At 63.2% G+C, this 21,758-nt stretch carries 22 protein-coding genes; 15 read left to right on the top strand and 7 right to left on the bottom strand.

Annotated features, from left to right (window positions below; translation table 11 throughout):
• The first annotated feature begins 215 nt into the window (after nucleotides 1-215).
• Together ACSQ84_RS20975 and ACSQ84_RS20970 are read left to right on the top strand one after the other, a co-directional pair.
• Nucleotides 216-428: a hypothetical protein gene (locus tag ACSQ84_RS20975; protein WP_436213669.1), complete on the top strand. Its 213-nt coding sequence runs from the start codon at nucleotides 216-218 to the stop codon at nucleotides 426-428.
• Between the two features lie 128 nt (nucleotides 429-556).
• Entirely contained in the window at nucleotides 557-1,231 is a 675-nt protein-coding gene (locus ACSQ84_RS20970) for a nitroreductase (RefSeq protein ID WP_436213597.1), read from the top strand.
• Nucleotides 1,232-1,992: 761 nt separating this feature from the next.
• Here ACSQ84_RS20970 and ACSQ84_RS20965 read toward each other — a convergent pair.
• Entirely contained in the window at nucleotides 1,993-2,670 is a 678-nt protein-coding gene (locus tag ACSQ84_RS20965; RefSeq protein WP_436213596.1) for a DUF599 domain-containing protein, read from the bottom strand.
• A 97-nt stretch (nucleotides 2,671-2,767) separates the two neighbouring features.
• On the opposite strand from ACSQ84_RS20965, the gene ACSQ84_RS20960 reads away from it, so the two are divergent.
• The 4 genes from ACSQ84_RS20960 to ACSQ84_RS20945 all read left to right on the top strand — a co-directional run bounded on the left by ACSQ84_RS20960 (nucleotide 2,768) and on the right by ACSQ84_RS20945 (nucleotide 5,580).
• Nucleotides 2,768-3,424 carry a glutathione S-transferase family protein gene (locus tag ACSQ84_RS20960; RefSeq protein WP_436213595.1) on the top strand — a complete coding sequence of 219 codons (657 nt, stop codon included), beginning with the start codon at nucleotides 2,768-2,770 and terminating at the stop codon, nucleotides 3,422-3,424.
• Between the two features lie 271 nt (nucleotides 3,425-3,695).
• Nucleotides 3,696-3,899: a hypothetical protein gene (locus ACSQ84_RS20955; RefSeq protein WP_436213594.1), complete on the top strand. Its 204-nt coding sequence runs from the start codon at nucleotides 3,696-3,698 to the stop codon at nucleotides 3,897-3,899.
• A 169-nt stretch (nucleotides 3,900-4,068) separates the two neighbouring features.
• The gene (locus ACSQ84_RS20950) at nucleotides 4,069-5,100 is read left to right on the top strand and encodes a hypothetical protein (RefSeq protein ID WP_436213593.1); all 1,032 of its coding nucleotides are present in this window, start codon (nucleotides 4,069-4,071) and stop codon (nucleotides 5,098-5,100) included.
• Nucleotides 5,101-5,139: 39 nt separating this feature from the next.
• Complete coding sequence (locus ACSQ84_RS20945) at nucleotides 5,140-5,580, top strand: DUF1489 family protein (RefSeq protein ID WP_436213592.1); 441 nt, start codon at nucleotides 5,140-5,142, stop codon at nucleotides 5,578-5,580.
• Nucleotides 5,581-5,622: 42 nt separating this feature from the next.
• On the opposite strand, the gene ACSQ84_RS20940 is transcribed toward ACSQ84_RS20945, so the two are convergent.
• On the bottom strand, nucleotides 5,623-6,396 hold the full coding sequence (locus ACSQ84_RS20940; RefSeq protein WP_436213591.1) for a hypothetical protein: 774 nt from the start codon (nucleotides 6,394-6,396) through the stop codon (nucleotides 5,623-5,625).
• Nucleotides 6,397-6,475: 79 nt separating this feature from the next.
• Nucleotides 6,476-7,327, bottom strand: coding sequence for a pantoate--beta-alanine ligase (panC, locus tag ACSQ84_RS20935; RefSeq protein ID WP_436213590.1), 852 nt, complete (start codon nucleotides 7,325-7,327; stop codon nucleotides 6,476-6,478).
• A gap of 323 nt (nucleotides 7,328-7,650) precedes the next feature.
• Here panC and ACSQ84_RS20930 point away from each other — a divergent pair, with 323 nt between their 5' ends.
• Nucleotides 7,651-8,574, top strand: coding sequence for a division plane positioning ATPase MipZ (locus ACSQ84_RS20930; protein ID WP_436213589.1), 924 nt, complete (start codon nucleotides 7,651-7,653; stop codon nucleotides 8,572-8,574).
• A 43-nt stretch (nucleotides 8,575-8,617) separates the two neighbouring features.
• On the opposite strand, the gene ACSQ84_RS20925 is transcribed toward ACSQ84_RS20930, so the two are convergent.
• The gene (locus ACSQ84_RS20925; protein WP_436213588.1) at nucleotides 8,618-9,709 is read right to left on the bottom strand and encodes a zinc-binding dehydrogenase; all 1,092 of its coding nucleotides are present in this window, start codon (nucleotides 9,707-9,709) and stop codon (nucleotides 8,618-8,620) included.
• A gap of 109 nt (nucleotides 9,710-9,818) precedes the next feature.
• Between ACSQ84_RS20925 and ACSQ84_RS20920 the strand changes: the two genes are divergently transcribed.
• The 4 genes from ACSQ84_RS20920 to ACSQ84_RS20905 all read left to right on the top strand — a co-directional run bounded on the left by ACSQ84_RS20920 (nucleotide 9,819) and on the right by ACSQ84_RS20905 (nucleotide 13,503).
• The gene (locus ACSQ84_RS20920) at nucleotides 9,819-10,589 is read left to right on the top strand and encodes a helix-turn-helix transcriptional regulator (RefSeq protein ID WP_436213587.1); all 771 of its coding nucleotides are present in this window, start codon (nucleotides 9,819-9,821) and stop codon (nucleotides 10,587-10,589) included.
• Between the two features lie 313 nt (nucleotides 10,590-10,902).
• Nucleotides 10,903-11,805 (top strand): alpha/beta fold hydrolase, encoded by a 903-nt coding sequence (locus ACSQ84_RS20915; RefSeq protein WP_436213586.1) that lies wholly within the window; start codon nucleotides 10,903-10,905, stop codon nucleotides 11,803-11,805.
• Nucleotides 11,806-11,951: 146 nt separating this feature from the next.
• The gene (locus ACSQ84_RS20910; protein ID WP_436213585.1) at nucleotides 11,952-12,707 is read left to right on the top strand and encodes a VWA domain-containing protein; all 756 of its coding nucleotides are present in this window, start codon (nucleotides 11,952-11,954) and stop codon (nucleotides 12,705-12,707) included.
• A 67-nt stretch (nucleotides 12,708-12,774) separates the two neighbouring features.
• Nucleotides 12,775-13,503 (top strand): DnaJ domain-containing protein, encoded by a 729-nt coding sequence (locus ACSQ84_RS20905; RefSeq protein ID WP_436213584.1) that lies wholly within the window; start codon nucleotides 12,775-12,777, stop codon nucleotides 13,501-13,503.
• Nucleotides 13,504-13,753: 250 nt separating this feature from the next.
• Here the strand turns inward: ACSQ84_RS20905 and ACSQ84_RS20900 are convergent, their stop codons facing one another.
• Complete coding sequence (locus ACSQ84_RS20900; RefSeq protein ID WP_436213583.1) at nucleotides 13,754-15,604, bottom strand: D-alanyl-D-alanine carboxypeptidase; 1,851 nt, start codon at nucleotides 15,602-15,604, stop codon at nucleotides 13,754-13,756.
• Between the two features lie 400 nt (nucleotides 15,605-16,004).
• On the opposite strand from ACSQ84_RS20900, the gene ACSQ84_RS20895 reads away from it, so the two are divergent.
• Nucleotides 16,005-16,343: a phasin family protein gene (locus ACSQ84_RS20895; RefSeq protein ID WP_436213582.1), complete on the top strand. Its 339-nt coding sequence runs from the start codon at nucleotides 16,005-16,007 to the stop codon at nucleotides 16,341-16,343.
• An 86-nt stretch (nucleotides 16,344-16,429) separates the two neighbouring features.
• Here ACSQ84_RS20895 and ACSQ84_RS20890 read toward each other — a convergent pair whose 3' ends face one another.
• Nucleotides 16,430-17,779, bottom strand: coding sequence for a pilus assembly protein TadG-related protein (locus ACSQ84_RS20890; RefSeq protein ID WP_436213581.1), 1,350 nt, complete (start codon nucleotides 17,777-17,779; stop codon nucleotides 16,430-16,432).
• On the opposite strand from ACSQ84_RS20890, the gene ACSQ84_RS20885 reads away from it, so the two are divergent.
• The 3 genes from ACSQ84_RS20885 (at nucleotide 17,778) to clpA (ending at nucleotide 21,291) form a co-directional block, all read left to right on the top strand.
• Nucleotides 17,778-18,170: a hypothetical protein gene (locus ACSQ84_RS20885; protein WP_436213580.1), complete on the top strand. Its 393-nt coding sequence runs from the start codon at nucleotides 17,778-17,780 to the stop codon at nucleotides 18,168-18,170. The two genes, ACSQ84_RS20890 and ACSQ84_RS20885, sit on opposite strands and share 2 nt — an antisense overlap.
• A gap of 121 nt (nucleotides 18,171-18,291) precedes the next feature.
• Nucleotides 18,292-18,624, top strand: a complete 333-nt coding sequence (gene clpS / locus ACSQ84_RS20880) for an ATP-dependent Clp protease adapter ClpS (RefSeq protein WP_028345585.1) — start codon at nucleotides 18,292-18,294, stop codon at nucleotides 18,622-18,624.
• 258 nt (nucleotides 18,625-18,882) lie between these two features.
• The gene (clpA, locus tag ACSQ84_RS20875) at nucleotides 18,883-21,291 is read left to right on the top strand and encodes an ATP-dependent Clp protease ATP-binding subunit ClpA (RefSeq protein WP_436213579.1); all 2,409 of its coding nucleotides are present in this window, start codon (nucleotides 18,883-18,885) and stop codon (nucleotides 21,289-21,291) included.
• 102 nt (nucleotides 21,292-21,393) lie between these two features.
• Here clpA and ACSQ84_RS20870 read toward each other — a convergent pair whose 3' ends face one another.
• A complete protein-coding gene (locus ACSQ84_RS20870; protein WP_436213578.1) occupies nucleotides 21,394-21,747 on the bottom strand; it encodes a PilZ domain-containing protein in 354 nt (117 codons plus the stop codon).
• Between the last annotated feature and the right edge of the window lie 11 nt (nucleotides 21,748-21,758).

Raw genomic sequence — 21,758 nt, 5'->3', positions numbered from 1 at the left:
ATCGCTGTTCGCCGCAATCGCCGCTCGCAAATTGCGCACGCGCCACAATAATTCGATATGGCGCAGGACAGTACAAAGGATATTGGCGTTGTACCGGGGCGGCGGATTACGCCTTCCGCCTTCGCTCTGCGAGCTACGGCATTACGCGCATTACGGTGACAGTGCACTTAACTCTGGCGTTCGGTGCATCGTAATTCTCTGTCACAGAAATTATCGTGTCTCATTCCAGGGGTGCAGTCCAGAACTGTCACCGTAATTGCCCGCAGCTGATCGAGGCCAGCGCTTCCGCCAAAGGGCCGCTGTTGATGCGCAGCGCCATCAGCGCGCTGGAAGCCTGCCAGCCCTATGCGATGTTGCCGGTCGACCGCTACGGCGAGTGGAAGGTGCTCGACCTCAGTTTTACGACGCAGGATTTTTTGGGTTCGTGATGTTTTAGATGCGCTTTCGTGGCGCAGGTCGCGTCATCCACCGAGCCCCTGCCTCCAGCTTGCGTGAAGGCGAAGAAACAGCGAAAATCCAGACTGGTTCAGAGAGTCATCTGGGGAATCCAAGACAAATGCAGTTTGATGACGTTATCCTCGGTCGCCGGAGTATCCGCGGTTACAAACCCGATCCAGTACCCAAGGCGCTGATTGCGGAAATCATCGGTCTGGCGATGCGCGCTCCGTCGTCGATGAACACCCAGCCCTGGAATTTCTACATCGTCACCGGCGAACCGCTGGATCGAATCCGCGCCGGCAACACTGAGCGGATGGTGACAGGCATACCTCAGTCGCGCGAATTCCGCACCGGTCAGGCCTTTACAGGTCAGCACCGCGACAGGCAGGTTGGGGTCGCCAAGCAATTATTCTCCGCCATGGGGATCGCGCGCGATGACAAGGATAAGCGCCAGGACTGGGTGCTGCGCGGCTTCCGCCAATTCGACGCGCCTGTATGCGTGATCGTGACCTATGACCGCGTGCTGGATGGCAGCGACGATACGCCCTTCGATTGCGGCGCCGTGGCGACCGCCCTGGTCAATGCTGCCTGGTCCCGCGGGCTCGGCGCCGTGATCAACAGCCAGGGCATCATGCAATCACCTGTGGTGCGCGAGCATGCCGGCATTGCCGACGATCAGGTCATCATGAAAAGCATCGCGCTGGGCTGGCCGGATGAAAGTTTCCCGGCAAATGCGGTCGTGTCCGAACGAAAGTCTGTCGACGAAGCCACGGTGTTCGTCGGTTTCGAGTAGGCGCGCAAACGGGTCGCGGTTGATAGAGGCAGGGATAAGTCTAGCGTGTAGGGCGGGTTCGCTTTAACCCGCCGCATTCCATGCGAGATGGCGGGTTAAAGCGCCCGCCCTACATACTGCGTCGCGTCGCATGCAAGCGGAATCTCGTGGGTCGCGTGCGACAAATCAACCCGACGGGCAAATCAGTTCCGGTTTTCGGAAATCGTGTCAAGCCAAAAATTATAGATAACAAAAAATATTTCGCTTTTACAGAAATGAAAATCAGTTTATATCTTCGCCATCCCGTCCCGCCAGAGGGGCGTATCATGATCGTCACGATCGTTGGGACGGGTCGCGGTGGACGCTGGTAGCGCCGATAACGAACGGCGCGAGAGCCTGTATGCTCGTGTGCACCTTTGTTTGTGCACTACGCACACGAGATCGCGGGTGCAGCGCGCATCCGGCATTCCCTGCGCCCTCTGAATTTGGGGGCGAAAGATTTCTTGCAAGACTCGGGCACATCAAGCCGCGAGAACGCGAAACTATATCCCCGTCATCCCCGCGCAACGGCTTCGCCGTTGTCGCTGGAGGTGCGAGTGCAGCGAGCCTCGAAGGATGAATCGGCCACAGCCGGGCCGTCGTCCTTCGAGGCGCGCAAGAGCGCGCACCTCAGGATGACGGATTTTAGATAGAGGCGCCCAATGGATTGCTTCGCTCCGCTCTCATGCACAAACGCTTCGCGTTTGTTGCAGACAATGACGGGGAGAAAGTTCTCGTCCCTCTCAGCTCCCCATCGCCTTCCACGCATTCGACGCGAACTGCCGCCGCCAGGTCACGATCACCACCGCGGCCGTCGTCACGAACAGCACCCACGGGCTGACGAACCAGCCGAGATAGCCGAGCGCAAAGAAGAATGCGCGCTGGCCGCGGTTGAAATGCCGGCCGGCGGCCTCGAACAGGCGCGTGGTGCGGATGACATGGGCTTCCGCCTCGGGCGTGTCCTTTTGCGAGACCGGCGGCATCGCGCCGAGCAGGATCGCGACATAATTGAACAGCCGGTACGACCAGGCGAATTTGAAAAAGGCGTAGATGAAGATCAGGATCAGCCCGACGCATTTGATTTCCCACAGCGCGGGCGAGGGCGTGAGGTCGATCGGCAGGGCGCCCATCACGGCCAGCGCGTCATTGGTGGCGCGCAGCAGCGCCAGCCCGCCGCCGATCGCGATCAGGCTGGTGGAGGCAAAGAACGCCGTGCCGTTTTGCAGGCTCGTCATGATCTGCATGTCGACCATGCGGGCCTCGCGATCGAGCAGGTTGCGCACCCACACCTCGCGATAGCGGTTCATACGGGCGGACAGGCTGTCGCGTCCATAGGCGGTGTGTTCGAGGGTGAAGGCATATACCGTCCACTCCACGACGAAGAACGTGATGGCGGCGATATCGACCCAGTATCCGCTCATTCTGCTGTCTCCGTAGTGGCCTAGTCTCGCGAGATGTACAGGTTGAACGATTGCGGTGCACTATGCCAAGATGGCGATCAAACAGGATTTCCTCGAAATGTTGAAACTGGTCATCGGCAACAAGAACTATTCGTCATGGTCGATGCGGCCGTGGCTGGCGCTGCGCGTCAACGACATTCCGTTCGAGGAGGTCCTGATTCCTCTGTACACGGACAACCCGGCCGACAAGCAGCGCATCCTGAGCTTCAGCGATGCCGGCAAGGTGCCGACGCTGGTCGATGGCGACGTCACGGTGTGGGATTCGCTCTCGATCATCGAATATCTCGCCGAAAAATTCCCGCAAATAAAACTGTGGCCGGAGGACCGCGCGGCCCGCGCGCATGCGCGGTCGGTCTCGGCGGAGATGCATTCGGGCTTCATGGCGCTGCGCAACGAATGCGGCATGAATTTGCACCGCCCGATCCGCGCGGTGGCGCTGTCGGATGACGCGCGAGCCAATGTGGCGCGGATCCAGGCGATCTGGGCCGAGTGCCATCAGCGCTACGGCAAGGACGGTCCGTTCCTGTTCGGCGCTTTCGGTGGAGTGGACGCGATGTTTGCACCCGTCGTGCATCGCTTCCGCACCTACGCGATTCCGGTCGCTGATGAGGCGCAGCCCTATGTCGATGCGATGAACGCGCTGCCGGCATTCCAGGAATGGACCCGCGGCGGGCTGGCGGAAACGATGCTGATCGACCGGCTCGAGGCGATCTGAGACAGGCGGGCGTTTGGCCCCTTCCTGTTCCGGCCACTGGCCGCCCCGGCTGCCGGATACGGCCGCGGACGGGGAATTGGGGCCGGAATAGCGGCTATGCAAATTCCTCCAAACGGGCACTTAACGCTCTGAAATATCTCCAGAATGTTCGCGTTCTCGATGCCTCGATGGTGCTGGCTTTTTGGGGGCCCGGTGTGCTAGGTTGCCGCAGGGGTTCTCAAGTCGGCCGACAGCTCAGCGGGACGTTAAGCGCCGCCGACAATCTTGCGTGATGGAGAGGGCGTTGAAGCATAAGTACTCCGTTGGAGAGACTGTCTATTTTACTGCCAGCAACGTTGCACGACCGGCCGCCAGCGGCACCTATGAGGTGATCCGGCTGCTTCCGACCGACGGCGACGACTGCCAGTATCGCATCAAAAACTCGACCGAAGCTTTTGAACGGGTAGCCAAGGAAAGCCAGCTCGCGGTCTCCTGAGACCAACTCGCGGTCTCCTGAGTTGTGCGCAAGCCGCCGTCGATGCGGTTCCGTTTTGGATTGCCGTCAAAAGGCCCGGTTCGCAGGACCATTCTGTCGGAAGTGCGTGCGGGCAAACACGCATACACTTCCGCTGATCGGGTTTTATGCTGCGTGAGGGACACCGCGCATGGACTGGGCTTGGGCCGCTTCGCTGGATCAGATCTGGCGCTTACCGAATTTTCCGCTGTGGCTGACACTGGCCGCGGCGGGATTTTTCGGAATCATCGTTCTGATCACGCTGCTGCGCGCGGACAAATCCGTGGCCAATGGCACGCTGACGGTCATCACATTGCTCGCGATCGGCGTCGCCGTCACCGCGACCCTGCGCGGCTTCGGGCCGGGGAGCGGGATGTCGTCCGCTGAAAGCCGGCAGCTGGCTCCGGTCAGCGCGGCGCTGCCGCAGCTCTCCTGTATTGACGAACTCGCCGGCGATGCCGTGCTCAACGCCTGCGAGAAAACGCTGTTCGGTTCCGCCGACTCGGCCGCGGCCGCGGTGACCTATGCGGCGGCCCAAATCACCCGCCTGACCGGGCTCGGCGATCTCACGGCCGACCAAGCTGGAAGTTCCGATCTGCAGGCGCTGCGCCGCGCCGTCGAGCGCGACCGCTATGGGCTGATGGCCTATGTGTTGATGGCGCGCGACCATTGCACGCCGGCTTCATGCGCGGCGTTCGGCGCGCTGGCCGACAAACGGCAGGTCGTGGCCAATATGAATGAACGGCTCTACGAGAGCCTGATCACGCGCTACGCGCCGTCATGGAACGCGCCGCCGCAAGCAGCAATGGCCCCGGGCATGGTCGCGGCGCTGCCGCCGTCGATGCCGACAGGCAAGCCCACCAATGCCGAGTTTCCGAGCGCGGCCTCGACGCCGCCGGTCAACATCATGACGGCGGAGCCGACCAGCGCCCCGGCGATCCGCTCCGCGCCTGCGGCCAATGGCGCGCCGGCGCAGCAGCGGCCCGCCACCGCCACCGCACCAACCGCGGCCGCAGCACCAAACGCAGCCGCGGCACCCAACGCGGCAGCGGCACCAGCGTTGGCAGCGGCCAAGAAGCCGCCGCCGGCGCCGAAACGCGCGCCGGCCGCTCCAGTCCAGCTTTCGCCGGCGCCGGGGGCTCCGGGCACGTCATCCACAGCCGCCGCGCCCGCCAACGAATGATCGTTTTCAAAGTCCGCGCGGCCCGCTAAACCGGCGCGCATGCCGCTTCATCTCATCAAGCTCGCCGTTGGCTGCGAGTCGGTCAAAGAACTCAAGGGCTGGGTTGCCGAACGGATGGCAACCGCCAGGAAAAAGGGGCTGCCGCTCCGGCATATTCACGTCACGCGGATGACGCCGAAACGCGACGAGGAACTGCTCGCCGGCGGTTCGCTCTACTGGGTGATCAAGGGGGAGATCGCGGCGCGCGAAAAGCTGATCGCGATCGAACCGTTCCGCGACAAGGACGGCATCGGACGCTGCCGCCTGGTGATGCAGCCCAAGGTCATTGCCGTCTCGCCGCGGCCGATGCGCCCGTTCCAGGGCTGGCGCTATCTGAACGAGGATGGCGCGCCGGCCGATCTCGGCAAGGCCGCCGCGGCCAGCGTGGCGTCGATGCCGGAGCCGATGCGCCGGGAACTGCGCGATCTCGGGTTGCTCTGAGACTGGATCAATTCGGCCGCCTCCACCGTGCGTCGCCAGGCGTCACAGGGACACCGCGGTAACGAGATGCAGCCGCATCCAATCGGAGGGCGGCAGTTCGATCCGGCGGCGGACAGAGGAGGTCTTGTCGACGATGTCCATCAACTCGGTCTCAATGCCCATCTGGCGCAAGTAGACGCGGAACAATTCATCATACCGTGTGGTCAGGCCGACGCGTTCGTCCTTGGAAAGGTTGGGCGCCATCCGGTTATAAACGTAATAACCGGTCAGCATGACCCGGGCACCGGCCGGTAGGGTGCGATGGACACCGCCGGCCAGGATCAGCACGCAAGCAAAATCGCAGGGGTCCTGCGGGAGCTTCAGCTTCGCATCGAGTGGCCCTCCGAGACGCTTGAACGCAAAGCAATCGGCCTCCGTCTTGCCGCGGCACGCTTCGACTTCGGTGGGTCCCATCGTGGCGTCGATGCCGCGGCTGCGCAGGATCCTGCCGAGACTCATCGCGACAATGACATCGGAATCACCTCGGGTATGGATCACGACAGGCAGCTTGCGCCCGGCGGTCCTGTCGAGAATGTTGATCAGCCGCTTGTGGGTATCCCACAACACGGTGCCTTCGGCCGCGATCCATTCGGAGCAGCCCGGCCCGCAAGCGCCAACCGTGCCGCGCGCGACGTAGAAGATCATGGCATCAGGCAGTTGGCCGATGCCGCCGACCGCTGGCCGACCTGGCGTCGGCGCCTGAGCCTGGGCGGAGCCGGCCGCAAAAATGGTGATTAGCGCGCCGAATATGGCCGCAGCTATCGATCCAACACCCATGCTGGCACTTCCCCCGCTATCCCTGCGGATATATTTCACGCGGAGGTTGCCAGCGCAAGCGGGGTGCGCCTTCGGCGGCCTAGACCGCGATATTGTCGATCAGCCGCGTGGTTCCGATCCTGGCGGCGACCAGCATCCGCATCGGGCCGTCCTTGAGCGAGGCGATCGGCGCCAGCGTGGCGGCGTGGCGCACCTCGAAGTAATCGAGCACAAAGCCGGCGGTCTGGATCAGGTCAGCGCCAGCTCCCATGACGGCGTCGGCGGCTTCGCCGGCGCGCAGCCGGGCGGCGCTCAGCTTCATCACGCGATAGAGCTCGGGCGCCGCCTGGCGCTCGTCGGGCGCGAGGTAGACGTTGCGCGAGGACATCGCCAGCCCGTCGCGTTCCCGCACGGTGCGCGAACCGATCACCTTGACGCCGAGATCGAGATCCCGCGCCATCTGGCTCACCACCCGCAATTGCTGGAAGTCCTTTTCGCCGAAGATCGCGACATCCGGCCGGCATTGGGTGAACAGCTTGCCGACCACGGTGGCGACGCCGCCGAAGAAGTGCGGGCGGAAGCGGTCTTCGAGCCCGGCGGTGGCCGGACCTTCGGGCACGATCCGGGTGGCGAAGCCTTCCGGATACATCGCCGTGAGTTGCGGATTCCAGATCAGGTCGACCTTCTCGGCGGCGAGTTTGGCGACGTCGGCCTTCCAGGTCCGCGGATAGGATCCAAAATCCTCTGTCGGCGCGAACTGGGTGGGGTTCACGAAGATCGAGACCACGACTTTCTGTGCGCGGCGTTTGGCGAGCCGAACCAGCGACACATGGCCGTCATGGAGCGCACCCATGGTTGGCACCAGCGCGACCGTGGCCTTTCTGGCGCGCAGGCCATCGAGGGCGCGGCGCAATGCGGGGACGGTACGGACGACCATGGGACTTCGCGGCATCTGGGCTCGATCTCTTGCACGATGGTGTGAGGTGAGGGGGGCCGTTGGCCACGGCCTCTCGGCGGGCACGCCGACCTTATAAGGCCGAGCGATCGCCGCCAAGGCGATCAGCCAGTGCAACCAACCAGGGCAGCCCGACGTAGCTGCATGGGTGCACGACTGCTTCGGTTGGCGCGCGGCGAGCGTGCGCTCGATCACAGACAGCGCGACATCGGTCAGCTCGATTCATGATTAAGGCAGACCGACAATGATTTGAAACCGTTGTCGCGCATTTCACTTGACCGCAGCCGCGCGTGATTTGAAGATATCAAAGGGGTTGAATCATGTTGTTGCAGGCTAGTCAGGGGCAATCAGGCTCGGCGCACGTGGTCGTGCTCGGCAACGAGAAAGGCGGTTCAGGCAAGTCCACCACCGCCCTGCACATCGCTGTCGCCCTGATGAAAGCCGGTCAACGCGTCGCCACCATCGACCTCGACTGCCGCCAGCAGAGCTTTACGCGGTACATCGGCAACCGCACCGCGTGGGCGCGCCGCACCGGCCTCGATCTCGAAATTCCAGTGCACTTTTGCATCAAGCTCGGCGAGACGATGCAGATCGCCGACAATGAAAACTCCGAATTCCAGCAATTCATGGAAGCGGTGAGTTCCGTCGAGCGCGCCTTCGACTTCATCGTCATCGATACGCCGGGTTCGGATTCCTACCTGATGCGGCTGGCCCATTCGATGGCCGATACGCTGGTGACGCCGATCAACGACAGCTTCCTCGATTTCGACGTGCTCGGCACCGTCGACCCCGCCACCTATTCGGTAACCGGCGAAAGCCACTATGCGGAGATGGTGCGCGACGTCAGGCGCAAGCGCCGCCAGCTCGACGGCGCTTCCACCGACTGGATCGTGGTGCGCAACCGGCTGTCGATGATCGGCTCGCGCAACAAGCAGCTGGTCGCCGACAGCCTGAAGGATCTGTCGTTGCGGCTGGGGTTCCGCTCGATCGACGGCCTTGCCGAGCGGGTGGTCTACCGCGAATTCTTCCCGCGCGGGCTGACCGCGCTCGACGACATCGACGAGGCGACGCTCGGCACCCGGCCGAGCATGGGCCATGTCACGGCGCGCGAGGAGGTGACGAGCCTGCTCCGTCAGTTGAAGCTGCCGCTCGACGAGCGCGGCCGGCGGCGGGCCGCCAACCGCGCCGAATGGTTCACCCAGGTCGACAAGCCGCTCGAAGTCCACGACATCATCGGCGCCTGACAAGGCATCGGCGCCTGATCGGGCGCTCGACCATCGCCTGATCTTAGCGCGATCTCGGCGGCTCGATCACGGTCATCCGGAACGGACCGCTGTTGCTGGCGGCATGCGCGACCGCGGCGTTGGCGTCGTCGAGCGCAAAGGCCGTGACCTCGAATTGACCCAGGCTGACCAGGCCTGCGCGAATGAGCCCGACCATCAAAAGGCTCGCGTGCGGCGGGTACATCCATTGGCCGCGAAGCGTGATGCAGTTCCGCATCATCCAGGAATAGGGCAGGTCGAGGCCGGCGCCGCCGAGCATGCCGACGCCGCCCATCAGCACCACGCGTCCGTACGGCCGCACGGCAAGGATAGCCGTCCGCGCCTGCATCGCACTGGCCGCGGGCGGCAGGATGTCGAGCACACAGTCGATTGCGCCCGGAGCGGTTTGCAGGATCCGCTTTCGGTCGTCTTCCTCCTCGCCGCGCATCGGCACGGTCCGAACGCGCGGGCCGAACCGGCGCACGAGATCGGCCAGCGCCTTCTCGTTGCGGCCGGTCGCGATGACCCGCGCCGCGCCCATTCCCAACGCGACGGCCACCGCCGCGCTGCCAAAACTGCCGGTGGCGCCGTTGACCAGCACGGTTTCTCCGGCCTGCAAATGCGCGGCGAGGAAGCCGCCATACGGCACCAGCAGCGTGCCCAGCGCACACCACCGCGCGGCATCCGCTTCGGCAATGCTGCCGATCCGGATGGCGTTTTCCGTCGGCACCCGCATTTGTCCGGCCCATGCGCCGTCGCGGTAGTATCGCTGCAGCCGCAGACCGCCTTCGCCGCCGGCGGTCAGGCCCTGCAGGGCGATGTCGGGCGCCAACGCATCATCGCGCGAGCGCACGGTCGGGTCGCAATAGACCCAGTCGCCCCTGGCCAGGTGGGTCGCATCCGGACCGATCGCGCGGACCCGGCCGATCGCTCCGGGACCCGGCACGACCGGCAATTCCAGCAGGTATTTGCGCTCGCCGCTGAAGACTTCATTGGCGTAGGCGAGAACCCGGCTCGCCATCACGTCGACGATCACTTCGCCGGTGCCGAGGACGGGATCGGGCAGGGTTTCGATCACGAGCGGCGATCCGAATTGTTTCAAGACGGCGGCTTTCATTGGGGCATCCTTTCGCAACAAGGAGCCCATTTTCGCTACGCTTCATTTCGCCAACAAGACCTGGTATTATCCTAGGATTGAATAGTCCCCCGCTGACGAGGTCCCGCCCGTGAACCCCAGGCAAAGCGAACTCGGCGACTTCCTGCGCTCGCGACGGGAAAAGCTGTCGCCGAAGGCGGTCGGCCTGCCGGTCGGGCGGCGGCGGCGCACGCCCGGCCTGCGGCGCGAGGAGGTTGCCGAACTCGCAGGCATCGGCGTCGACTGGTACATCCGGCTCGAGCAGGGACGCACCGTCAGTCCGTCGGCTGCGACGATCGACGCGCTGGCCCGCGCGCTGCGGCTCGGCAAAGCCGAGCACAAGCATCTGCGGGCGCTGACGGAGAATGCCGCCCGCCGCGCCTTCGTCCCGGAAACCGTGCCGCCTGCGGTGCGCCGAACGGTCGAGCAGCTCAATTTGCCGGCCTATGTCACCGGCCGCCGCTGGGACATTCTGGCCTGGAACGCGGCCGCGGATGAGATCTTTGCGTTCAGCCAGCTGCCGGAGGGCGATCGCAACATTCTCCTCACCGTGCTGACCAACCGCGCGACGCGGCGGCTGTTCGGCGCTTCATGGGAGGAAGAGGCGCGGCGCATCGTGGCGCAGTTCCGCGCGACACATGATTTGTGGGCCGGCGATCCCGCATTCCAGGAACTGCTCGCACGGCTGCGGCAGGGCTGTCCGGAATTTGCGGGCTGGTGGGAGGCCCACGATATCGGCGGCGTCTCGGCCGGCCGGAAATCCCTGAGCCATCCCCGGAAGGGGCGGCTGAAGCTGGAATATGCCAGCTTCCAGGCCAATGACGATCCGGCGCTGAAGCTGATCATTTATACCGCCGGCTGAATCCCGTGGTTTTCGGGATTTCCCCGGCAGGCGCGTCGTGCAAGAAAGGGAACCAACCGCCTAGAATACCGTTTTCATTAGAGTTTTATCGGTCGGTCGAACCCAGGCTTGGTTGGGACCGTCATATAGGGAGATTGGAACTGGCGGCCGGGTAGTGAGCATTTGCACAATCGATGGGTGCGTCGCACAACGATCAGGCGGTCAATTCACAACATTTGGTCTTTATGTCACGCCGCTGTGACATATATCATCAAGAACGAGGCCGAAGAGTCTCGACGATCATAGCCCCCGCAGGGGGAGCCCGAGGACGCCGATGAAACGTGGAATAGCCGTTCTGCTTTCACTTACCGTACTGGTTGCGGTCGCGTATTTCACCGCGAGCAAGTGGGCGATCCGTCACGAGACTATCGCATTCCATGATCCGGCGCGGGACAACCGCTTGGTTGCGGTCAATATCGCCGTCCGGCGCGACAAGGAAATGCAGGCCAATGCCGGCATGATTACGCTGCCGGTTGCGATCATCAATCACGGCAACACCGTCAAGCACACCGAGTATTCGTTCCTCTCCAACGCCTTCGCCGCGCGCGGCTATCTTGCGGTCAGCCCGCAGCATGATCTGCCCAGCGACCCGCCGATGGTGACCAAGGCCGGCGAACTCTATGTCGGCCGCCTGCCGCAAATTCTGCGCGGCGTCGCCAACATCCATTTTGCCATCGAGGAAATGAAGAAGGTCCAGCCCAACGCCGACTACGCCAGGGTGACCATGGTGGGGCATTCGATGGGCGGCGATATCTCGATGTATTTCGCCAAGCAATATCCCGACGAGATCAAGAAGGTGGTGACGCTGGACAATCTGCGCGTGCCGTTCCTGACCGAGGGCAAGTTCAAGATCCTGTCGTTCCGCTCCAAGGATACGCAGTTCAAACCGGACCCGGGCGTCGTGCCGGATGACGAGGAGTGCGAGAAAGCCGGTATTACCGTCGTGAACACCGGCTACCAGCACAATGATATGCGCGACACCGGACCCGATGCGGCAAAGTCTTCGATCCAGACGATGCTCGACAAGTTCATCGTGGATAACAGCGACAGCAGTGCCCTGAAGCCGGTCCCGACCACAGTGCCGGATCCGCTCGCGAGCCATCCGGGACCGGTGCCGCTGCCCGGCCCGAGGCCGCTGGCGAGCAACCCGTCCACCGGCAAATCGGCAACCAACTAGCCGCCCCGCCAAGGCCGATTCACTACCAAGGCTGATCCACCACCAAGGCTGATTCTGGCGGCTGGATTCCGGCGCACCCCGATCGGGCGCATTGACGCCCTGTATGGCCGGTCCCACATAGAGCTTGCTGCAATTTGCGAGCGCTCATGGCCGGCGAACCCACCAAACCGAAATCTTCCGCCGACGTCTCGCCGGCGCATTCGCGCAGCTCTCCGCTGCCGGAAGCCCGGCCGTCGGCCACCGAGGACATCGCGGCCTTTGTCGCCAAGGCGCGCGCGATGTCGCCGCATGGCACCGGCGCGAAGGGACGGTTGGTGTTCGCGCTCGACGCCACCATGAGCCGGCAGCCAACTTGGGACATGGCCTGCGCGCTGCAGGCCGATATGTTTCGCGAGGCGGCCTCGCTCGGCAGTCTCGACATCCGCCTGGTGTATTACCGCGGCCTCAATGAATGCCGCGCGACGGGATGGATCTCCGACTCGGCGCAACTCGCCAGATTGATGACCAAGATCAATTGCCAGGGCGGCAATACCCAGATCGGCAAGGTGCTCTCGGAGGCCCGCCGCGAGGCGGTCGCTTCCGGCGTGCGCGCGGTGGTGTTCGTCGGCGACGCGATGGAAGAGGCGGTCGACGACCTCTGCGCCAAGGCCGGCGAACTCGGCCTGCTCAAGGTGCCGGTGTTCATGTTCCAGGAAGGCCATGACGTTGCGGCCGAGCAGGCGTTCCGCGAGATCGCGCGGCTCACCGGCGGGGCATGGTGCCGGTTCGATCCCGGAGCCGCCGCCCAGTTGCGCGAGCTGTTGCGGGCGGTCGCGGCCTATGCCGCGGGCGGACGCGAAGCGCTGCTGCGGCTGTCCAGGACCGCCAGCGGCGCGGCCAAACTGATCGGCCAGATGAAGTGAAAGCCGCCTTGGTTCTTCCGTTGCGGATCGCCATGCTTTTTGCCGCCGATGCCACTATATTAGGCCCATGCCAACCCTGATTGCCGGCGTCGTCGCTGTTGTCCTGCTTTACATGCTGCTGCAGATGTTTCGTGCAGCCAATCCGGTCGTGCTCGCGCGGCTGGTCAAGATCGGCGGCGGCGTCATCGCGCTGGCGGTTGCGGCCTTTACCGGGCTCAGGGGCGAACTGGCGGTGGCGATCCCGCTCGGCATCTTCGGCGCGGGCTTGCTCGGCTGGTCGCCCTTCGGCCCGTCCGGCTTCAGCAACATCGGCGGGATATTCGGTGGCGGCGCCCAGCGCTCGCCGGGACAGACCTCGCGGGTCCGATCGCAGTTTCTCGATATGAGCCTCGATCACGACAGCGGCGAGCTGTCGGGCCAGATCGTGGACGGGCCCCATGCCGGCCGCTCGCTCGACGAGTTCGACCTGCCGCAGCTGACGACGATCATGGCCGGCTTCGACGCCGAGAGCGTCGCGTTACTTGAAAGCTATCTGGACCGCCGGTTTCCCGCCTGGCGTCAGAACGCGCAAGGCGATGCGGCAGGGGGGCAGCGCCGCGCGGCGTCGAGCAGCAAAATGACGGACGAGGAGGCCTATCAGATCCTTGGCCTGCAGCCGGGGGCGGGGCGTGACGACATCAGCCGGGCGCACCGCGCCCTGATGAAGAAACTGCATCCCGACCAGGGGGGCTCGACGTACCTCGCTGCCCGTGTAAACGAGGCCAAGGATACTCTGCTTCGCACGCATCTCAGCTAACTCCGGCTCACGCTATCAAACGCTACAAACCGAAAGCTGCTTCTGCCTTGTTCTCTGGTTGACGCCCCGTGTCGCCCGCCGTTTGCCGGCGTGGTCGATCCTTCATTCCGGGAAACTTAACCGTAAATTCTTGACGAGAAGTTTTCGCAGGGCCGAATTGCCCCAAGCGACCGAACAGCGCGCGCAACTGTGCCCTGGAAACAACAAAGCCGGCGCTTGCGGCGCCGGCTTTGCGAACAAGAGAGAAGGATCAGTTACGGACGGTGATGCAGGAGATGTCGGCGCGCTTCAGCGTCTTGCAGACCGCCTCGGCCTGATCGCGCTCGAGGCCGGCGAAGCGGGCGCGGTACAGCTTGCGATTATCCTTGGCAACGACCGGCTCGGTGAAGGAATCGGCCTTGCCGAGCAGGCCGCGGGCCTGATTGCGCGCCTGATCGAGGCGGGCGCGGGCTTCGCTTTCGCTTTCCAGCGCGCCAACCTGGATGATCCAGCCGGTGTGGGTGGCGCTGGCCGCGGGCTTGATGGCGCCGTTCTGCTGGACCGTCTGTGGCTGGGCATAGGCGAGCGTCTGCGGCGGGGCGGCGGCCGGCACGCTGGCGGCGGGCAACACGCCGAGCACGCCATGCCCGGTACCGTGATTGGCGGGCTTCGACGGCAGTTCGGCACGGGCCATTTCCGGCCTGATCACCTCCGGCTTGATGGCGTCAGATTTGGGCTCAGCCCGCGCCACGACGGCGCTGGAAGTCTCCGCCACTTCCGGGCGGGCCGGCGGCGCAATCGCGTTGGTCACGGGAGAGGCAACAGTCTGCGAGGGGCCGGCCGAAGCCAGCTTCATCGGGCCGGCCTTGACCTGAACCGTCTTGACCTTGACCGGCTTCATCGGCTCGGCTGAGCCCGGGATCGCCGAAATGGCCTGGGTCTGAATCACACCGCTGGTCAGCGGCGCCGGTTCGGGCTTGGCCTGCGCTGCAAACTTGGACTGTTCGGGTTTGGGTTGCGGCGCCGGCAGGGCGGCGGCAGCAGCGGCCATCAGCGAAGGCTTGGCCGGGGCAACGCTGCGCGTCGCGTGCATTGCGGCCATGCTGGGCTCGGAGGCCGCGGCGGCACTGTTGGCCTGGACCGCCTCGGCGGGACGCGGCGTGCTGGCGGCTTCGGCCACCTCGACACTGGCCTCGGCGGAATTTCGTTCGGTGATGGCGGCGGCGGTGCGGGTGGTGGCGCCCTTGTCGAGGTTCTCCGCGAGCAAAGTGCGCATGGTGGCGTCACGCGATCCGCCGCTGCGGCCGCCAAGCACCACGCCGATCAGATGGCGGTTGCCGCGCCGCATCGAGCTGACGAGATTAAAGCCTGAAGCCCGGGTGTAGCCGGTCTTGATGCCATCGACGCCTTCGACGTTGCCGAGCAGGCGATTGTGGTTGCGGATCGCCTGGCCGCGGTAGTGGAATACGTTGGTCGCGAAGTAGCGATAGTAACGCGGAAAGCGTTCCTGGATGGCGCGGCCCAGCGTCGCCTGATCGCGCGCGGTGGTGACCTGTTCCTCGTTGGGCAGGCCGTTGGCGTTGCGATAAACGGTCTTGGTCATGCCGAGCGCGCGCGCCTTGCGCGTCATCAGCTTGGCGAATTCATCTTCATCGCCGGCAATGGCTTCCGCGATCACCACGGAGGCATCGTTGGCGGAGCGCGTGACCAGTCCCTTGATGGCGTCTTCGACCCTGATGGTCTGGCCGGGTTTCAGGCCAAGCTTGGTCGGCGCCTGCCGGGAAGCATACGCGGACACCTCCAGCTCGGAGTCGAGCTTCAGCTTGCCACGCTCGAGCTGCTCGAACAGCAGATAGAGCGTCATGATCTTGGTCAGCGACGCCGGGCGACGGATGGCGTCGGGATTGTTGGAGGAGAGCGTGGTGCCGGAATTGCCGTCGACGATGATGGAGGCGAATTGCGGGCTATAGCTCGCCACGGCGTGGTGCCGGGCATGGTGGCGCTGCCGGTAGCGGCGGGCTTCCGCGCTGTCGCTGGTGTAGATGACTGCAGTAGTGAGAGTGACCAGCCCGAGAACGCAAACTCGCAAGGTGCGCGAGGAAGCTAAGGTTGTACGAAGCATTTACTTCCCCGTCCCAATTTCTATCTTGATCACCGGTTCGTGAGGCGAAATTGTGCCCATCGGCCCGGTGACGCTTCCCTGGTCGAAGCGCGTGGCCGGGCTGCAAATCCGGCCCGGCTGGCCGATCAGGTCGCTATTCTAGCTAAGGTGCTGTTTACAAACAGCTTTCAGGCTGTCAGTCGGAAGGCGAACACGTCCGGGAATCAGGTTAGGCGGCGCGAGTTTCCAAAAGGTTAAGTAACCGTTGCGTAACACTCCGGTGTTTGGCGCAAATCGTCGAGATTTGTGCGACGCACAAGATTCCTTGACATCATTGTGCGGTGCACTAAAAGGAGGGGGTGGTCAGGGAGCCGGGACCTCCCGGCGATTAATTACGTTCAGTCTGGGAAAGGACTCCAAGATGGTCAAGGTTGAAGACATTCAGAGCTACGGAAAAGAGCATCTCGAAACGGTCGCCGCATCCGCGAGCAACCTGCAGAGCGGCGTTCAGGCGATCGCGACGGCCTACGGCGACTACGCCAAGAAGTCGTTCGAGGACACTAAGTCGTTTGTTGAAAAGCTGTCCGGCGTGAAGTCGGTGGACAAGGCGCTCGAAGCGCAGACCGAATTCGCCCGCTCGGCTTATGAGACGTTTGTCGCCGAGTCGCAGAAGATCGCCGGCCTCTATACCGATCTGGCCAAGCAGACCTTCAAGCCCTACGAAGGCCTGGTCGCGAAGTTCGCTCCCGCCACGCACTAATCGCAGCGCCATCTATTCAAAATAAAAGCCCGGTCGTTCGGCCGGGCTTTTTCTTTGCGTTGTTCTTGCGCCGGTTAGGGCGATGGCTATTTCGCGACGCGCAGCTTCGACAGCGATGTGCCGATCGCGCTGAAAGCTGTCGCGATCTGGCTTGACGAGGTCACGGTAGAGAACTTGTCCGAACCGCTGGCGCAATACTGGAGCACGCTGGAGGTCGGATCGCCGTTGGTGTTGACATGCATCGTGTAGATGATGACGCCATTGGCCTTGATATTGTCGCACTGGATGCGCTGGCGGGCGTCGATCGCGCCGTTGAACTGGGTCTGGCCGTTGCCGTATGACGGCCAGCGATCCTGGGTGTTCAGTCCGTCGGACATCACGATCAGCACCTTCTTGTATTCGTAATTGGGTTCCTCGGCCGGCGCATTGAGCGGCGCGCCCTGGGTCAGAGACTGCCATCCCCAGGCGATCCCGATCGGCTGGTTTGTGCCGCCGTTCGGGGTCAGCGAGTCGATCTTGGTCTTGAGCGAGGCGAAGTCGGTAGTGAGAGGCGCCAACTGGGCCGGGCACGCATTGTATTGCTCGGCGTAGAATTTGGTATGATAGTCGGAGTTCGGCGTCGTGTTCTTGGTATCGTAGTCCTGGTCACGGTCGGTCACGCAACCGTTCCAGGTATCGCGATTTTTGGGCGTCCAGCTCTTGCCGGCAGACAGGCAGGAGCTTTGTGACTTGTAGTAAGTGTTGCTGCATGTGCCGTTCGCAGCATCCCAGTCGCTCCACTCGATCCAACTCTGGTCGTAGTTGCTGGCGCCGACGTTGACGTCCTTGGCGAAGGGAATGACCGAGATATAGATGTCACCCGTGTTCTTGGCGAGCGCGCCGATCTGGTCGATCAGGGCCTTGGCGGCTGGCTTCATCGCGGTCATCTTGCCGTCAGAACTCATGGACCCCGTTACGTCGAGCGCAAGCGCCACCCTCATGCGCACGTTGCCCCAGAGCGAGGTGGAACTGGTGTCGAAGCCGATTTTCGGGAAGCCGGCAACCTTCATGAACTCGGTGGGTATGTTGCCGGAGCCGTTGACCTTGATGGTCGAGCCCTTGCCGGTGTTTTCGGTGTAGGTTGCAGAGACCGTTACCCCCCTGGCTTCGGTGTTGGTGTAGAGCGCCCTGAAATAGGCCTCGGCCTTGGTGTTGATGTCCGAGGTCTTGATGGTTCCGTTCGAGAGGTCTTTCGCCAGCATCAAGGCGGTGGAATCCAGGGCAGTCTGCATCGCCGACCGGGCGCTGCTGGCGCGGCTATAGTCAATCGCGGCGCCGACGAAGGTGAGGATGGGGACGGCGGCGATGCCAAACAGCACCGCGATGTTACCCTGATCGGCCTTGGCAAAACGCCCGGCGGCCGCACGCAGACGACTGAAAATGGCTGTATTGAGCATGGCTCTCACCGAAATAGGGGTTTCTACGGGTATTTCGGCCTGGGCCGCTGAACAGGTGGTAAATCGGTTCCCGCAAAAACGGGTCAAACCCGATGTATCGGGAAGCCGGCCGGCAAAAAGCGGCTTCTATCCTGAATGGCCGCTAAACGGGCAGCGGCCAATCCTTTGTCAAATCCGCCAGAAACGATTAACCTTGGCTGGATTGCCGGACCGGGATTCGGGCCGGTTGCGGTCGCAGCAGAGCAGCGGTGATGCGCTTGCGGCGATCCGCAACTGGACCCATATTCCCAAAGCCGATCCGCCGCTGGGTCGGACCGGGAGCGGCGATCTGGAAAGCGTTGCTGGATACACCTTGTGTCGGTCGTCTTGGGCCTGCGCTGGTGTGCGATGATGCGCTGTCCGGTTTCCCGCAATGATTTTCGTCCGGAATGTCGAACGCCTGAGCCATGTTGCAGTTAACTTCCAAAGCCTTTTGGTCCGTGCCGGCCGCGACAGCCGTTTCTGCTCCCCGGATGAGCAATGACGAAAACCGCAATGCGGGGACCGGCGGTCCATCGACTTCGGTCATCACCAAGGTCAAGCCGAAGACCAAGCGTCCGAATCTCTATCGTGTCCTGATCCTGAACGACGACTACACGCCGATGGAGTTTGTGGTTCATGTGCTGGAGAAGTTCTTCCAGAAGGATGCGGAAGCCGCCACCAAGATCATGCTTCATGTCCATCACCACGGTATCGGTGAGTGCGGCGTGTTCACTTATGAAATCGCCGAGACCAAAGTGACGCAGGTGATGGATTTTGCACGCAAGCATCAGCACCCCCTGCAGTGCGTGATGGAAAAGAAATAGCCGCGGCGTCACCCTCGACCCGGCTAAAAGAGGAACGGGTCTTGCATTGTCGGCCCTGGCGCAAGCAGGCGGCGACCCGGTAGTTTTCGGGGTTGGTTCTCGTAACGCGGTGGTGCGAAGATTTAGAGGAAAACCACTGTTTGCGGAACCTGTCTTTCGCCACGATCGTGCGTAACTATATGACACGGGACGACGAAGGTTGTTGTTGCCTGACCGGGTAATGGCGATCATGATGACCGGGGGCCACAGAGGACGCGAATGCCAACTTTTTCCCAAAGCCTTGAACAATCCCTGCATCGTGCGCTGGCGATTGCAAACGAGCGGCATCATCAATACGCGACGCTCGAACACCTGCTGTTGTCGCTGGTCGATGACTCCGATGCCGCCGCGGTCATGCGTGCCTGCAGCGTCGATCTCGACAAGCTGCGCACCAGCCTCGTCAATTATCTCGAGACCGAATTCGAGAATCTGGTGACGGATGGCGCCGACGACGCCAAGCCGACCGCCGGTTTCCAGCGCGTGATCCAGCGCGCGGTGATTCACGTCCAGTCGTCCGGTCGCGAAGAAGTGACCGGCGCCAACGTGCTGATCGCGATCTTCGCGGAGCGCGAAAGCCACGCAGCGTATTTCCTGCAGGAGCAGGACATGACGCGGTACGACGCGGTCAATTACATCAGCCACGGCATTGCCAAGCGTCCCGGTGTTTCCGAAGCGCGGCCGGTTCGCGGCGTCGACGAGGAGACCGAGACCAAGGGCAACGAGGACGCCAAGAAAAAGGGCGAGGCGCTCGATACCTACTGCGTCAACCTCAACAAGAAGGCGCGCGACGGTAAGATCGATCCCGTCATCGGACGCAATTCCGAAATCAACCGGGCGATCCAGGTGCTGTGCCGCCGGCAGAAGAACAATCCGCTGTTCGTCGGCGAAGCCGGCGTCGGCAAGACCGCGATCGCGGAAGGCCTCGCCAAGCGCATCGTCGACTCCGAAGTGCCGGAAGTGCTGGCCGCGGCGACCGTGTTCTCGCTCGACATGGGGACGCTGCTCGCAGGCACGCGCTATCGCGGCGATTTCGAGGAGCGGCTGAAGCAGGTGCTGAAGGAACTGGAGGCGCATCCGAACGCGATCCTGTTCATCGACGAGATCCATACCGTGATCGGCGCCGGCGCCACCTCCGGCGGCGCGATGGATGCGTCCAATCTGCTCAAGCCGGCGCTGGCATCGGGCACCATCCGCTGCATGGGCTCGACCACCTACAAGGAATACCGCCAGCACTTCGAAAAGGATCGCGCGCTGGTGCGCCGGTTCCAGAAGATCGACGTCAACGAGCCGACGGTCGAAGACGCCATCGCGATCCTCAAGGGCCTGAAACCCTATTTCGAGGATTATCACCGGCTGAAATACACCAACGAGGCGATCGAAGCCGCGGTGCAGTTGTCGTCACGCTACATCCACGACCGCAAGCTGCCGGACAAGGCGATCGACGTGATCGATGAGTCGGGTGCGGCGCAGATGCTGGTGGCCGAGAACAAGCGCAAGAAGACCATCGGCATCAAGGAGATCGAGACCACGATCGCGACCATGGCGCGGATTCCGCCCAAGAGCGTATCGAAGGACGATGCCGAGGTGCTCAAGCATCTCGAGCAGACCCTGAAGCGCGTGGTGTTCGGCCAGGACAAGGCGATCGACGCGCTGTCGGCGTCGATCAAGCTGGCGCGTGCCGGCCTGCGCGAGCCGGAAAAGCCGATCGGCTCCTATTTGTTCTCCGGTCCGACCGGCGTCGGCAAGACCGAAGTGGCAAAACAGCTCGCGGCCTCGCTCGGCGTCGAACTCATTCGCTTCGACATGTCCGAGTATATGGAGCGGCACACGGTGTCGCGCCTGATCGGCGCGCCTCCCGGCTATGTCGGCTTCGACCAGGGCGGCCTGTTGACCGACGGCGTCGACCAGCATCCGCATTGCGTGGTGCTGCTCGACGAAATCGAGAAGGCGCATCCGGATCTCTACAACGTGCTGCTGCAGATCATGGATCACGGCCGGCTTACCGATCACAACGGCAAGCAGGTCAATTTCCGCAACGTGATCCTGATCATGACGACCAATGCGGGTGCGGCCGACCTCGCGCGCCAGGCCTTCGGCTTCACGCGCAGCAAGCGGGAAGGCGACGACCACGAAGCGATCAACCGGCAGTTCGCGCCGGAATTCCGCAACCGGCTCGACGCCATCGTCTCGTTCGCCCATCTCAATGCCGACGTCATCGGCATGGTGGTCGAGAAGTTCGTGCTTCAGCTCGAGGCGCAGCTGGCCGACCGCGACGTCACCATCGAATTGTCGGAGCCCGCCAAGGCCTGGCTGATCGAGCATGGCTACGACGAGCAGATGGGCGCGCGTCCGATGGCGCGGGTGATCCAGGAGCACATCAAGAAGCCGCTGGCCGATGAAGTGCTGTTCGGTCAACTCAAGGGTGGCGGCCATGTCCGCGTCGTTCTGCTCAAGGACGAAGCGGACGCGGAAGACAAGGGCAAGATCGGCTTCGAATTCGTCGAAGGTCCGGTGACGCCGAAGCCGGAAAAACTGCCCGGTGCGCGCAAGCGGAAGCCGAAATCGGGCGGTCCCAATGGCGGCGGCTCCAAGGGGCCGGCCTCGCGGGGGCCGCTGGTTAAGGTCTGAGCGGCGGATTCTTAGCTGCTGAACTGGCGAATTGAAAAAGCCGGCGCGTCGAAAGACCGCCGGCTTTTTGCTGGGCTGTGTCCAGCGGACGCGTCAGACCTCTCAGCGCTCGCCGAGCAGTTCCTTGATGCGGCGCTGCAGCTGCCGCTTCTTGATTTCGCTCTTGCGCAGCCGCTCCTCCAGGTCGGAAACCGGCTCCGCAGGCTCGCCGCTAAAGGCAAGGCCAACGAAATTGTCGCGCCACCACACCACCCTGGCGAGGAAGGAGCGGCCCTTGCGCGCAATGCGCAGCGAGATCTGCTCGCTCGGAAGCTTGACGGCATTGCTGAATTCGACGCTGGCGCCGGTGTCGGAGATGTTGCGGACGATGCATTCGCGGCTCGCGCCGTGCTCGCCGATTTCCGCGATACCGCCGTAAATCACCTTGTCGCGCGCGCTCTCGCGTCGGTCCCGCATCGATATCTCCC

Source organism: Bradyrhizobium sp. LjRoot220, assembly GCF_964252915.1.
GTDB lineage: Bacteria > Pseudomonadota > Alphaproteobacteria > Rhizobiales > Xanthobacteraceae > Bradyrhizobium.
The sequence above is the reverse complement of the archived record's forward strand: the minus strand, read 5'-3'. Positions and strand labels throughout refer to the sequence as shown.